This is a genomic window from Caulobacter rhizosphaerae, from assembly GCF_010977555.1.
Taxonomy (GTDB): Bacteria; Pseudomonadota; Alphaproteobacteria; order Caulobacterales; family Caulobacteraceae; genus Caulobacter; species Caulobacter rhizosphaerae.
Genome location: NZ_CP048815.1, coordinates 4,983,217 through 4,996,608, shown reverse-complemented (window position 1 = coordinate 4,996,608; position 13,392 = coordinate 4,983,217). Strand labels below are relative to the sequence as shown.

Sequence of the window (13,392 nt, the reverse complement as noted above, 5' to 3'; positions counted from 1 at the left end):
GGGTTGATCAGTGGCTGTCGAGGTGCACGACGTCGTTCAGATAGACGCAGGTGAGCACCGCGAACACGAAGGCCTGAAGGAAGGCCACCATGAACTCTAGGGCCGTCAGGGCGACGACGGAGGTCAGCGACAGCAGGCCCACCAGCCAGTAGGCCGGGGCCATGGCCAGCAGGATGGCCACGAAGGTCGCGAAGATCTTCAGCACCACGTGGCCGCCCAGCATGTTGCCGAACAGACGAAGGGCCAGGGTGACGGGGCGGATCAGGAACGAGATGATCTCGATCGGCACCAGGATGATGTAGAGCACCGGCGGCACGCCCGACGGGGCGAACAGCTTGAAGAACTTGAAGCCGTTCTTGGCGAAGCCGACGCCGATGACTGTCAGGATGACCATCATGCCCAGGGTCAGGGTCACGGCCAGCTGCGAGGTCGAGGTGAAGCCCAGGAAGTTGCCGGTCCAGCCGAACAGCATGCCCTGCAGGTTGGCGAACAGCACGAAGGCGAACAGGGTGAAGACGAAGGGCAGGTACTTCTTGCCGTCGTGGCCGATGATCGAGCTCGTCAGGCCGTCGGCGATTCCATAGAGCATCTCGCCCACGGTCTGCAGGCGGCCCGGAACGACCGCGCCCTTGCCGGCGAAGGCGTAGAAGGTGACGATCAGGAACGCCGACAACAGCATGGCGGCGATCGAGTTGGTGATCGACAGGTCGATCGCGCCCAGGCCCGGGACAGTAAAGGACGGCAGCTCCACGATCTTCTGGATCATGAACTGGTGCATCGGGTCGATCGGCGTGGCCAAGGCCCTAGTCTCTCTTCTGCTTGGGGGCGGTAGACCCGCCTCCCGTGTCTCCGTCGGTTACGTCCTTGGCGGACCTGGCCGACGCCTGCGCGCTCAGTTTTGTCGCCTTGCGGACGACGATGTAGATCGAGGACCCCATGCCGATCAGCAGACCGCCGACCATGCCCCAGGGCCCCGTGCCGGCGTAGCGGTCGAGCAGCCAGCCGAAGCCGAGCCCCACCAGGACGCCCCCGATCAGATCCGCCAGAAGACGATAGCCGTCCTGGGACGATTTCTCGTGCTCGGCGCGTCCCGGCGCTTCCGCCGCCTTCCGCGCCTCGAAAGCGGCGATCCGAGCGTCGAGGCTTTGCGGGGCCTTGTCGTTCGGTTCGTCGGCCTTGGGCATGGGAAGCGGTCAGGTCCGATAACGCCCGCGGCCGCCCCAAAAGAGGCGGTTTTCCGGCCGGCTTGATCGCGGCGGAACCTATAGGGCGCGCTGCGGTGCGTCAAGGTTGGGCGGTATCCTATCAAGTGGCCGTTTTGTAAGGGTTTTTGGAGATTTTCGAGCCGCGCGTCGGAATCATCGCGTCCTTACGTGATCGCGGACGGTTTCCGGCGAGGGGTTCCGTCGCGGAACCGGGCGTCGTCGCCTCCGTTTGGGCGCGGTTTGCAGATTTCCCTCGCCTCGCCGCTCGCGCCAACCCTATGGTACCGCAACCATGATCGGACGCCTCGACGCGCCGGCGGGTTCATCGAGGGAAGAAACCAGTCATGATCCGCGTAACCCGCACCCTGCTCGGCGCCGCGGCGCTGTGCGCGCTCCTCGCGCCGGCCGCCCTTTCGTCCGGCGCCCAGGCCGCCCCGGCCGTCAAGCCGCAGCCCCTGCCGGCCTACAGGAACTTCCATGCGGCGATCTACATCGCCGTCAACAACGCCAAGGAACTGGCCGACAAGGCCACCTTCGACCGCGAGTTCGAGCGCGCCAGCCGCCAGCTGCACTTCGACAAGGTGTATCTGGAAGTCTACCGCAGCAGCAACTTCGCCACCGACACGGAGATCGAGCGCGTCAAGGGCTGGTTCGAGGAACGCGGGATCACGGTGGCCGGCGGGATCACCCTGGCGACCGGCGGCGAGGGCGGGCAGTTCGGCACCTTCGACTACGAGAACCCCGCCCACCGGGCCGAGTGCGAGAAGGCCGTGCGCCTGGCGGCCAAGCATTTCGACGAGGTGATCCTCGACGACTTCTTCTTCTACACCTCCAAAAGCCCGGCCGACATCGCCGCCAAGGGCGACCGGTCGTGGAGCCAGTACCGGCTGGAGACCATGCGCAAGGTCAGCCAGGACCTGGTCCTGGGCCCGGCCAAGGCGGTCAACCCCAAGGTCCGGATGATCATCAAGTACCCCAACTGGTACGAGCACTTCCAGGGCACGGGCTACGACCTGGAGAAGCAGTCGCAGATGTTCGACGGCATCTATACCGGCACCGAGACCCGCGACCCGGTGGTCACCGACCAGCTGCTGCAGCAGTACGAGAGCTATTCGATCGTCCGCTACTACGACAACATCCGCCCCAAAGGCTCCAACGGCGGCAAGGGCAACGGCGGCGGCTGGGTCGACACCTTCTCGACCCTCTATGTCGACCGCTACGCCGAGCAGCTGTGGGACACCCTGCTGGCCAAGGCGCCGGAGATCACCCTGTTCAACTGGCGGCCGATGAACGAGGCCAAGGCCGTCGAGCCGGGCGAGCGCCCGTGGAAGGACAAGGCCACCAGCTTCGACTGGAAGGCCATGGTCGCCAGCTACAAGCCCTCGGGCCAGGCGGGGGATCCCGGCCCCGGCTGGGGCCGCGCGGCGGGCTGGTCGCTGGAGAAGATCGACAAGGACCTGGGCCTGCTCGGCCAGCCGATCGGCATCGCCAGCTACAAGCCCTACCAGTCGTCGGGCGAGGACTTCCTGCACAACTATCTGGGCAATATCGGCATACCGATCGAGCTGTCGCCCAACTTCCCCAAGAACGCGGACGTGGCCCTGCTGACCCAGGCGGCGGCCAAGGATCCGAAGATCGTCGAGGAGATCAAGGGCAACCTGCTGGCCGGCAAGACGGTGTTCATCACCTCAGGCCTGCTGAACGCGCTGCAGGGCAAGGGCATCGAGGACATCCTCGAGGTGCGCGACACCGGCCGCAAGGTGGCCCTGCACGACTTCCTGAACGGCTACGGCGCGGGCAATGGCGAGAGCCTGAACGATCCCAAACGCGACAATCCGCCAGTGCTGTTCCCGGAACTGGCCTTCTACACCAACGACAGCTGGGGGATCATCCGCGGCGTGGCCAACGCTAAGGGCTTCCCGATCCTGCTGATGAACCGTTACGGCGGCGGGGTGCTCTACGTGATCACCATGCCCGAGAACCCGGGCGACCTCTACAACCTGCCCCAGGGCGTGACGACCGAGATCAAGCGCTACCTGCAGCGCGACTTTCCGGTGCGGTTGGATGCGCCCGACCGGGTCAGCCTGTTCGCCTACGACAACGGAACCTTCGTGGTGCAGTCGTTCCGCGACGACGACACCGACGTGAACCTGTCGCTGCTGGGCGCGGGGGTGAAGTTGCGCGACATGGCGACCGGCAAGCTGGTCGAGGCCAAGGCGCCCGACGGCAAGGCCGACGCCTGGCGGCGCCAGGGCGTGCCGGCCCGCACCGAGTTCGCCGCCGCGGTCGCGCCGCACAGCTACACGGTCTACCGAATCGAGAAGTGACGCTCGAAACTTCCCGGCGCGAATGGTCGCGCCGGGGATCACCAATTGCTTTTTCCGGCGTTTTGGGGTCTTAGGAGCGCACTTTCCACCAACCAGAAGATTCATGTCGCACCTGAAGAACACCGGCTTCGCCGATCGCATCACCGCCGCAGCCGAAGCCAAGAAGGCCATGCTGGCCAAGATGAAGGTGAAGCCCACCGTTCAGGACCCCAACTTCGAGCAGCGCCACGCCGAGCGCGAAGCCGAGCTGGAACGGGTCCGCGCCGAGCGCGCCGCGATCAAGGAAGCCGCCCGCCAGGAAATCCTGGCCCGCGAAGAGGCCGCCCTCGCCGAGAAGCGCGCCGAGCGCAAGGAGCGCAAGGCCCTGACCGCCGCCGAGCAAAAGGCCGCTCGCGACGCCAAGTACGCCGCCCGCAAGGCGCGCCAGAAGTAATCATCGATACTCGTTCCATCGCGCGGTTCCGGCCCGTATGAGGGCGGATCGCGCGGGGGCTTGAGCTGGATGCACGTCGATTTCGCCCTGCTGGCCATCATGTTCGCCGTGGCCATGGTCGCCGGGGCTTTCGACGCCATCGCCGGCGGCGGCGGCCTGCTGACCGTCCCGGCCCTGCTGCTGACCGGCATGAACCCCGTCGCGGCCCTGGGCACCAACAAGCTGCAGGGCGCGGTCAGCGCCATCTCCTCCACCAGCGCCTTTGCAAGGCGGGGTCTGATCGACTGGAAGACCGCCCTGCCGGTCGCCGGGACGGCCGCGGTCGCCGGCCTCTGCGGCGCCCTGTGCGCCAGCCTGCTGTCGCCGCGCGTGCTGGCGGCGCTGGTGCCGGTGCTGCTGATCGTCATCGCCCTCTATTTCGGCTTCTCGAAGGGGCTGAAGGGCGAGGACGTCCATCCCCGCCTGACCCTGCCGGTTTTCGCCTTTTGCGTGACGCCACTGATCGGCTTCTATGACGGGATCTTCGGACCCGGGGCGGGGGCCTTCTACATGGTGGCCATCGTCACCCTCCTGGGCTACGGCGCGCTGAAGGCCACGGCCCACACCAAGCTGGCCAATGCGGCCTCGAATCTGGGCAGCCTGTCGCTGTTCATCCTGAAGGGGGTTGTGGTCTGGCCGATCGGCCTGGCCATGGCGGCCGGCGCGTTCATCGGCGCGCAGATCGGCTCGCGCCTGGCCATGCGGTTCGGGGCCCGGCTGATCCGGCCGCTGCTGGTGATGATGTCCTGCGCCATGGCGGTGAAGCTGCTGAGCGACCCGGCGAACCCGCTGCGGCACGCGGTGGTGGGGCTTTTCGGCGGCTAGCACTTGCCCCCTACGGGTCGCTTCGCGACCGTCTTCCCCCAGAGGGGGAAGAGCCTAAGCGCAAGGCTCCGCCCCCTATGGGGGCGGACAGACGGCGAAGCCGTCAGGTGGGGGCAAGTCAGTGAGTTACTGCGCCGCCACCAGTTGCTCCGCCGTCGACAGGTCGACGCTGACCAGCTGGCTGACCCCGCGCTCGGCCATGGTCACGCCGAACAGGCGGTCCATCCGGCTCATGGTCACCGGGTTGTGGGTGATGGCGATGAACCGTGTCCGGGTGCGCCGGCGCATCTCGTCCAGCATGTTGCAGTAGCGGTCGACATTGGCGTCATCCAGCGGGGCGTCCACCTCGTCCAGCACGCAGATCGGGGCCGGATTGGCCAGGAAGACGCCGAAGATCAGGGCGCTGGCGGTCAGGGCCTGCTCGCCGCCGCTCATCAGGCTCATGCTGGCCATGCGCTTGCCGGGCGGGCAGGCGAAGATCTCCAGCCCGGCTTCCAGCGGGTCGTCGCTCTCGATCAGCTTCAGCTCGGCCTGGCCGCCGCCGAACAGGGCCTGGAAGAGGGTCTGGAAATTGGCGTTGATCACGTCGAACGCCGCCAGCAGGCGCTCGCGGCCCTCGGCGTTCAACTCCTCGATGCCGGCCCGCAGCTTGCCCACCGCGCCCGACAGGTCGGCCCGTTCGGTGCGCATGGTCTCCAGCCGCGCGGCGTATTCGTTGGCCTCCTCCTCGGCGCGCAGGTTCACCGGACCGATCGCGTCCCGCTCACGCTCCAGGGCGAACAGGTGAGCCTCGACCCCGGCGGCGTCCTTGGGCACGGCCACGGCCTCGCCGGCCACGTGGCGGCCCAGCTCCTCCGGCTCCATGCGGGCCTGTTCGCGGATCGCCCCGGCCACCTCGGCGAAGCGGTCGCGGGCCGCGTCCAAGGTGGCCACCAGGCCGGCGCGCTTCTCGCGGGCCTCCGAGGCGGCCTGTTCGGCCGCGCGGGCCGCGCGATCGGCGTTGAGCCGGGCGGTCTCGGCGGCCTCCAGGGCGTCGGAGGCCTTGGCGCGGCGATCCTCGGCGGCCGCGAACTGCTCGACGATGACCACCAGCTTGCCGGCCAGCACGGTCGGCGCCTCGCGGGCGGCCTCCAGGGCGGCGGCGGCCTTGACCCGGTCGGCGTCCAGGCTGGTCTCGCGCCGGGCAGAGGCCTCGCGGCGCTTGGCCCAGTCGGCGTGGTCGCGCTCCAGGCTCTCCAGGCGGCGGGCGCGGCCGGCGGTCTCGCGGGTTTCCTGGTCCAGGGCCGAGCGGGCGGCGGCGGCGGCTTCGCGGGCGACGGTGGCGGCCTGGCGGCCGGCGGCCAGGCGCGGGGCCAGGTCCTCGGCGCTCTCGACCCCGGCGCTCTCGGCGCGGACGGCGGTCAGGGCGGCCTCGGCCTCGACCCGCTCGGCCTCGAAACGGGCGATGGTGTCGTCCAGCGACTGGGCGCGGGCCTCGCGCTGGGCGGACTCCCGCTCGTAGCGGGCCACCTGCTCGCGAGCGCCCGTCAGCAGGCGCTCGGCCTCGGGCGGACCGCGGCGCTTGTCGCGCAGCGTCTCTTCGGCGACCCGCAGAGCGTCGGCGGCGGTCTTCAGGGCGGCGGCCGCGGCCTCGGCCCGTGGGGCGACCTGGTCGATCTCGGCCTCGACCTCGGCCAGGCGGGTGCGCTGCTCCAACCGGACCGCGGCGGGCTTGGGGGCGTCGGCCCGGGCCGTGAAACCGTCCCAGCGCCACAGGTCGCCTTCCTTCGAGACCAGCCGCGCCCCGACCGGCAGGCCCTTGGCCAGGCGGTCGCCGTCGGCCCGCTCGACCACGGCCACGTGCGACAGGCGGGCCGCCAACTCCGGTGGAGCCTTGATCAGCGGGGCCAGCGGCCGGGCGCCGTCGGGCCAGGCCACGGGTTTCGGTTCGCCGCCCGCCCAGAACGACGGGGCGCGGGGATCCAGCGCCGCCTCCAGGTCGTCGCCGAGGGCGGCGGCCAGGGCCGCGCCATAGCCCTTCTCCGGCGTCACCGCGTCCAGGGCCGGCGAGAAGCCGCTCTTGGCGCGCGGGGCGGTCAGCTGGGCCAGGCCTCGGGCCTCGGTGCGCAGCCGGCCCAACAGGTCCTCGACCTTGCGGGCCAGGTCGCGGGCCTGGGCCTCGGCGGCGGCGGCCTTGACCCGAAGCGCTTCCGCGTCCTCAAGAGCCTGCCGGGCTGACGCCAGTCCCGCCTCGGCGTTGGCGAAGCGCTGGCGGGCCTCGGCGGCGGCCGGGTCGACCACGGGGCCGACGGCGGCGCGCTCGGCCTTGGCCTGGTCCAGGGCCCGGATCGTGCGGGCCAGGCGGCTCTCGGCCTCGGCCAGGCGCTGGGCGGCGGCGCGAGCCCGGGCGTCCTCGGCGGCGACGCGGGCGGCCAGCTGCTCGACCTCGGTGTCAGCCTTGGCCCGCTGCTCCTCGGCGGCCTTGGCGGCGGCGGCCAGTTCCGGCCCACGCGCAGGGGCCGCGGCGATCTGGGCGCGCAGTTCGGTCAGCTCGACCTCGGCCCGCGCCAGGGCCTGGACGGCGTCCTGCAGCCCTTGCGCCTCGCGGGCCCGGTCGTCGTCGATGCGGGTCAGGTCGGCCGACAGCCGCTCGAACTCGGCCTGGGCGGCCTCGGCCTCGCGCTCGGCCCGGTCCTTCTGGATGGCCAGCTGGCCCAGGATCGCCTGGGCGATCGAGGCCTCCTCGCGCAGCGGCGGCATGGCGGCTTCGGCCGCCAGGATGGCGGTCTGGGCCGAGGCGGCGGCGCGGGCGGTGTCTTCGACGGCGCGGGCGGCCTCGGTGGCCTCGCCCTGGGTGCGGTTGAGGGTGTCGCGGGCCTCGGTCCAGCGCGTGTAGAGCACCGCCCCCTGCACGGCGCGGATCTCGGCCGACAGCCGCTTGTATTTTTCGGCCTGGCGAGCCTCGCGGCGCAAGCGGCCCAGCGCCGTCTCCAGCTCGCGGGCCACGTCCTCCAGCCGCGAGAGATTGGCCTCGGCGGCGCGCAGCCGCAGCTCGGCCTCGTGGCGGCGGGTGTGCAGGCCCGAGACCCCGGCCGCCTCTTCCAGGATGCGGCGGCGGTTCTGCGGCTTGGCGCCGATCAGCTCGCTGATCTGGCCCTGGCGGACCAGGGCCGGCGAGTTGGCGCCGGTCGAGGCGTCGGCGAACAGCAGCTGGACGTCGCGCGCCCGCACCTCGCGGCCGTTGATCCGGTAGGTCGAGCCCTCGCCGCGGTCGATGCGGCGCACGACCTCCAGCACCGGATCGTCATTGAACTGGGCCGGCGCCGTGCGGTCGGCGTTGTCGATGGTCAGGGTGACGTCGGCGTGGTTACGGGCCGGGCGGGCGCCGCTGCCGGCGAAGATCACGTCGTCCATGCCGCCCGCGCGCATGGCCTTGGCCGAGTTGGCGCCCATCACCCAGCGCAGGGCTTCCAGCAGGTTGGACTTGCCGCAGCCGTTCGGGCCGACGATCCCCGTCAGGCCCGGCTCGATCCGGAACTCGGTCGGCTCGACGAAGGACTTGAATCCCGAAAGGCGCAGGCGCTGGAATTGCACGGCGCGCGCCCGCCCCTCAGCCCTTGCCGGGCTTGGTTTGCGCCGCCTTGGCGATCGCGCCGGCGAAGGTCTCGATCGGCAGGCCGCCTTCGTAGCGCTGGCCGTTGACGAAGAAGGTCGGGGTGAACTGGACCTTGTCGCGCTCGGCGGCCTTCTCGACCCGGGCGTTGATGGCGTCCAGCCCGGCCTTGTCCTGCAGGGCGGCGGTGAACTGTTCTTCGGTCAGGCCAAAGCTCTTGCCGATCTTCAGCAGGCCGCTCCACAGGTCCTGGCTCTCGAAGATCGCCGCCTGCTGCTTGAAGACCGCGTCGATCACCTGAAAATAGCGCGCCGGCCCCACCCGCCGGGCCAGCAGGTAGCCGGCGGCGGCGAACTGGGTCGGTTCGGTCAGGAACTCGCGGAACACGTAGCGAACCTTGCCCGTGTCGATGAACCGGGTCTTGAAGACGGAAAACACCTCGTTGTTCCAGTGGGCGCAGTGGGTGCAGGACAGCGAGGCGTACTCCACCACCTGCACCTTGGCCTTGGGCGAGCCCAGGACCATGTCGCCCTCGGCCGGCGGCAGCGGCGCGGCGCGCGCGATCGTCGGCGCGGCGGTCAGGACCAGGCCTGAAGCCGCCGCTCCCAAGACGGGAAGGCCCGTTCCGATCAGGGCGCGCCGGTCGAGGATCATTTCGCGGCCGCCTCGGCCGCGGCGATCGCGGCGTCCAGCTGGGCCATCGACTGCTCGCCGCCGTCGTCGCCGCCGGCCTTCTTGCCGTTGATGATGAAGGTCGGGGTGCCGGTGATCTTGGCGTCGGCCTGGTACTTCTCGACCCGGGCGTTCAGGGCCTTGAGCGCCTTCTCGTCGGTGACGCAGCTGGTGAACTGGGCCTCGTCCATGCCGGCCGACTGGGCGATGCGCAGCAGCACGCCGCGATAGTCGCCGGTCGTGAACATCTCTTCCTGCGAGTGATAGACCGAGTCCAGCACCGAGAAATATTTGTCCTTGCCGGCGCAGCGGGCCATCAGGAACGAGGCGGAGGCCACCTGCACCGGCTCGGTCAGGAACTCGCGGTAGACGTAGTGCACGCGGCCGGTGTCGATGTACTTGGTCTTGAAGGCCGGGAAGACCTCGTTGTTCCAGCGGCCGCAGTGGATGCAGGAAGCCGAGGCGTACTCGACGACGGTGACCTTGGCGTTGGCGTTGCCCAGCGACATGTCGTCGGCGGACACCGACTCTTTCTTGTCGCAGCCGGCGAGCGCGACGCCCAGAGAGGCGGTGAGGGCGACGGCGGTCAGAAGCCGGCGGGTCAGCGGACGCATGTGATCTTCCCTGGAAGAGGCGTGAACAGTGAAGTTAAGCGCGATTCTTTAGTCGCGTGAAAAGGGCGCGGATAAGGCGTCGCATCAGCCTATCGGACGTCTGGTTGTCAATCTAGAGACGCCGGTCAGCGGGGATCGCGCAGCACGCCTCGGCCCAGCTTCAGCAGGGCGTCCCTCAGGCCGCCGTCCGGCTGGTTGGCCAGGCTGTCGGCCAGGTCGCGCTCCTGGGCGGCGTCCAGCGGCGGCCCGCGGCGGGGGCGGGCGACGACCGGCGCGGCCTGGGCCTTCACGGGGCCTTGGACGATGCGCAGCTTGGTCACCGCCCCCTTGCCCAGCAGCAGGTCCAGGCGCTGGGTGATCTGCGGCGCCTGGTGCTGGATCAGCGAGGCCACGGGCCCGTCGACCCGCAGCTCCAGCGTGCCGCCTTCGCCGGTGCGGCTCTTGATCACGCGGACGGGCTCGGTGCGGCGCGCCAGGGTCTCGCCGACGATCTCGCGCCAGCGGGCCTGCAGCACGGCGGGGCCCTGGCCGAATTTCTCGTCCAGCTGCTTGATCAGCGGGGCCAGCGACTTGCCGGCGGGCGGCGGTGGTCGCCGCTGCGGACGCGTGCGGCGGCGCTTGAGGATCTCGAGGGCTTCTTCCGCGGTGGGCAGGGGGCGACGGCGCATGGGGGGAGGTTAGCAGAGGCGAGGGATGGTCCCAATGCCGTCGTCCGAGTTTGCGGTTGGGGACAGGCCCATGGGCCTGTCCCCGCCAGAGGGACGTCCCATCCGGGATGACAGGCTCGGGCGTGGTCTGCCATACGAACATCATGCTCGACATCCCCGCCCTCCGCGCCGCCCTGCTGGCCTGGTACGACGCCCAGGCGCGGGACCTGCCATGGCGCACCGGGCCGGCGGCCGGCAAGGCCGGGGCGCGGTCGGACCCCTACCGCGTCTGGCTGTCGGAGGTGATGCTGCAGCAGACCACCGTGCCGCACGCCGCGCCCTATTTCCTGAGCTTCACCCAGCGCTGGCCGACGGTCTCGGACCTGGCGGCGGTGGAGGACGGGGAACTGATGGCCGCCTGGGCCGGCCTCGGCTACTACGCCCGGGCCCGCAACCTGCTGGCCTGCGCCCGGGCGGTGGCGGCCGAGCACGGCGGGGTCTTTCCCGACACCGAGGAGGCCTTGCGGGCCCTGCCCGGCGTGGGCGCCTACACCGCCGCCGCCGTGGCCGCCATCGCCTTCGACCGTCCGGCCAATGTCGTCGACGGCAATGTCGAGCGGGTGATGGCCCGGCTGTTCGCGGTCGAGGACCCGGTGCCCGACGCCAAGCCGGAGCTGAAGCGCCTGGCCGGCGACCTGGTCACCGCTGACCGTCCTGGCGACTGGGCCCAGGCGCTGATGGACCTGGGGGCGACGGTCTGCCGGCCCAAGCAGCCGCTGTGCGACCGCTGCCCGGTCCGGCCGTGGTGCGAGGGCTTCAGGACCGGCGCGCCGGAGACCTATCCCCGCAAGTTGAAGAAGGCGGACAGGCCGCACCGCCATGGTGTGGCCTATGTTCTGACTCGCGGCGAAGCGACCGCCCTGGTCCGTCGGCCGCCCAAGGGGCTGCTCGGCGGCATGCTCGGCCTGCCGACCAGCGACTGGCGGGATCGTCCGTGGAGCGACGCCGAAGCCACCGAGGTCGCTCCGGTCGCCGGCGCCTGGCGGGACCTCGGCACGGTCGACCACGTCTTCACCCACTTTTCCCTGACCCTGAGGGTGCTGCGGGCCGAGAGCAACGGCGAGGGGGATTTCGTCTGGACCGCGCCGGATGGGCTGGCGGCGCTGCCCAGCGTGTTCCTGAAGGCGGCGAAGGCAGGACGCGATCGGTTGGTCTGAGCCCCAAACCCGCTCATCCCGGCGAATGCCGGGACCCAGATCCCAAGGCGCTCGAGCTGATTGGATCAGCGCCGCGCTCATGGAGCCCACGACACCGCTATTCCATCTGGATCCCGGCATTCGTCGGGATGAGCGGGTTTAAAGAAATTTGTCCATTACCGCCGGGATCTCGCCCGCGATCTCGCGCGCCAGGAAGCCCAGCGTCCCGACGTTCTTGCTGAGTCGCGCCCCCGCCTCCCCGTGCAGGAAGACGCCCCAGGCCGCGGCCTCGAACGGCGGGACGCCGCGCGCCAGCAGGCCGGCGATCACCCCGCCCAGCACGTCGCCCGAGCCGGAAACGCCCAGCCCCACCCCGCCGCCGGCATAGAGGCCGGCCGCGCCGTCCGGCCCCACCACGTGGGTGCGGGCGCCCTTCATCACGATCACCGCTTCGAACCGTTCGGCGGCCTCGCGCGCGGCGGCCAGGGGATCGGCCTCGATCTCGGCCTTTTCCCGCTTGAGCAGCTTGGCCATCTCGCCGGAATGCGGTGTCAGGACCAGGCCGCCCGCCAGCGACGGCGCCGCGGGCAGCGCGCTCAGGGCTCCGGCGTCCAGCACCGTCGGCTGGACCGGAGACAGGTCAAGCAGGGCGCGGGCCATGCCCTCGTCGTCGCGCATCATGCCCGGACCGATCAGAAGGGCGTCGCAGGCTTCCACGTGTTCGGCCAGGATCCGGGCGCCGTCCGCCGTGGGTCGGCCGTCCGTGGTCTGGGGCAGGGCGAAGACCCGGGCCTCGGGCACGGCCACGGTCAGGGCGACGATCGCGTTTTCCGGCGCGGCCAACTGCAGCTTGCCGGCCCCGGCTCGCAGCGCCGCCTCGCCCGCCAGCCGTATCGCCCCGGCCAGTTCCAGCCCGCCGCCGACCACCAGCACCCGCCCGCGCGCCTCCTTGCCGCCGTCGCCGGGCATGGGCAGACGATGGGCGTGCATCCAGGCCCTGTCCAACGCCAGGAGGTCGTTCACCGGGCGGCCACATTGGCGTCAGGCTCGGCGGTGACCGGCGCGGCCTGGTCTTCCAGCGGGGCGGTGAAGTTGTAGCGAGCCAGCTTCAGCCCGCCGTCCGGACCGCAATCGGGGTCGAAGCGGTATTCCGTGACGCCGCAATTGGCGATGTCGGCCTGGCGGTCGATGGCCAGGATCTGGTCCTCGGTCAGGCTTTCCAGCAGATAGCGCAGGCACAGCACCACCACCTGGTGGGCGACGATCATCACCCGGTCGCCGCCGTGGTGCAGGCTGATGGTGTCGAGCACGCTGCGCAGCCGCAGGATCACGTCGCACCAGCTCTCGCCCCCTGGCGGCCGGTGGTAGAACTTGCCCAGCAGGCGACGGAACTCGGCTTGTTCTGGGAACTGCGCCTCGATGCCCAGGCGGGTCAGGCGGTCCAGGATCCCGAACTCCTTCTCGCGCAGCCGCTCGTCGATGCAGAACTTGCTGTCCAGCGCGGCCATGCCGCCGGCGTCGCGGATGTGTTGGCTGGTCTGGATCGCCCGACGATAGGGCGAGGTCATCAGGGTGCGCGGCCGCTCGTCCTCCGGCAGCGACGCCAGCCAGCGGCCCAGGGCGCTGGCCTGCTCCTCGCCCAGCGGACTGAGCGCCACGTCCATGTCGCGGTCGGCGATGTCGATCCGCCCAAGCCCCGCGGCGTCGGCCGCGTCGCGCGCGACATTGCCGGCGCTCTGGCCATGGCGGACGATCCAGAGGGTGGTGGGCCAGCGCTGTTCCATGCGGGGTTAACCCGCGAGGTCGGCGATGGGTTCGCTGGGCGCCTTGCGTCCTTCGAGG

12 protein-coding genes are annotated in these 13,392 nt (G+C 70.5%); 4 read left to right on the top strand and 8 right to left on the bottom strand.

All coding sequences use genetic code 11. The features are described from left to right. Positions 1–7: 7 nt before the first annotated feature. Positions 8–778 carry a F0F1 ATP synthase subunit A gene (locus G3M57_RS22765; RefSeq protein WP_056760908.1) on the bottom strand — a complete coding sequence of 257 codons (771 nt, stop codon included), beginning with the start codon at positions 776–778 and terminating at the stop codon, positions 8–10. Between the two features lie 25 nt (positions 779–803). Further along, positions 804–1,184, bottom strand: a complete 381-nt coding sequence (locus G3M57_RS22760; RefSeq protein ID WP_163233176.1) for an AtpZ/AtpI family protein — start codon at positions 1,182–1,184, stop codon at positions 804–806. 365 nt (positions 1,185–1,549) lie between these two features. Between G3M57_RS22760 and G3M57_RS22755 the strand changes: the two genes are divergently transcribed. The 3 genes from G3M57_RS22755 (at position 1,550) to G3M57_RS22745 (ending at position 4,829) form a co-directional block, all read left to right on the top strand. After that, on the top strand, positions 1,550–3,532 hold the full coding sequence (locus G3M57_RS22755) for a hypothetical protein (RefSeq protein ID WP_163233175.1): 1,983 nt from the start codon (positions 1,550–1,552) through the stop codon (positions 3,530–3,532). A gap of 103 nt (positions 3,533–3,635) precedes the next feature. Beyond that, positions 3,636–3,965 (top strand): DUF6481 family protein, encoded by a 330-nt coding sequence (locus G3M57_RS22750; RefSeq protein ID WP_035076867.1) that lies wholly within the window; start codon positions 3,636–3,638, stop codon positions 3,963–3,965. Positions 3,966–4,034: 69 nt separating this feature from the next. Beyond that, a complete protein-coding gene (locus G3M57_RS22745; RefSeq protein ID WP_056760887.1) occupies positions 4,035–4,829 on the top strand; it encodes a TSUP family transporter in 795 nt (264 codons plus the stop codon). Between the two features lie 126 nt (positions 4,830–4,955). On the opposite strand, the gene G3M57_RS22740 is transcribed toward G3M57_RS22745, so the two are convergent. The 4 genes from G3M57_RS22740 to G3M57_RS22725 form a co-directional block, all read right to left on the bottom strand. Beyond that, positions 4,956–8,402: an AAA family ATPase gene (locus G3M57_RS22740; protein WP_163233174.1), complete on the bottom strand. Its 3,447-nt coding sequence runs from the start codon at positions 8,400–8,402 to the stop codon at positions 4,956–4,958. 16 nt (positions 8,403–8,418) lie between these two features. Further along, on the bottom strand, positions 8,419–9,075 hold the full coding sequence (locus G3M57_RS22735; RefSeq protein WP_163233173.1) for a DsbA family protein: 657 nt from the start codon (positions 9,073–9,075) through the stop codon (positions 8,419–8,421). Further along, positions 9,072–9,707: a thioredoxin domain-containing protein gene (locus G3M57_RS22730; RefSeq protein ID WP_163233172.1), complete on the bottom strand. Its 636-nt coding sequence runs from the start codon at positions 9,705–9,707 to the stop codon at positions 9,072–9,074. Before G3M57_RS22730 ends, G3M57_RS22735 begins: the two co-directional genes overlap by 4 nt. A 125-nt stretch (positions 9,708–9,832) precedes the next feature. Continuing rightward, positions 9,833–10,375, bottom strand: coding sequence for a DUF721 domain-containing protein (locus tag G3M57_RS22725; RefSeq protein ID WP_163233171.1), 543 nt, complete (start codon positions 10,373–10,375; stop codon positions 9,833–9,835). A gap of 143 nt (positions 10,376–10,518) precedes the next feature. Here G3M57_RS22725 and mutY point away from each other — a divergent pair, with 143 nt between their 5' ends. Next, positions 10,519–11,571 (top strand): A/G-specific adenine glycosylase, encoded by a 1,053-nt coding sequence (mutY, locus tag G3M57_RS22720; protein WP_163233170.1) that lies wholly within the window; start codon positions 10,519–10,521, stop codon positions 11,569–11,571. Positions 11,572–11,709: 138 nt separating this feature from the next. Here the strand turns inward: mutY and G3M57_RS22715 are convergent, their stop codons facing one another. Both G3M57_RS22715 and G3M57_RS22710 read right to left on the bottom strand, forming a co-directional pair. Continuing rightward, positions 11,710–12,540: an NAD(P)H-hydrate dehydratase gene (locus G3M57_RS22715; RefSeq protein ID WP_163233169.1), complete on the bottom strand. Its 831-nt coding sequence runs from the start codon at positions 12,538–12,540 to the stop codon at positions 11,710–11,712. 29 nt (positions 12,541–12,569) lie between these two features. Continuing rightward, positions 12,570–13,334, bottom strand: a complete 765-nt coding sequence (locus G3M57_RS22710) for a histidine phosphatase family protein (RefSeq protein ID WP_163233168.1) — start codon at positions 13,332–13,334, stop codon at positions 12,570–12,572. Positions 13,335–13,392 lie beyond the last annotated feature (58 nt).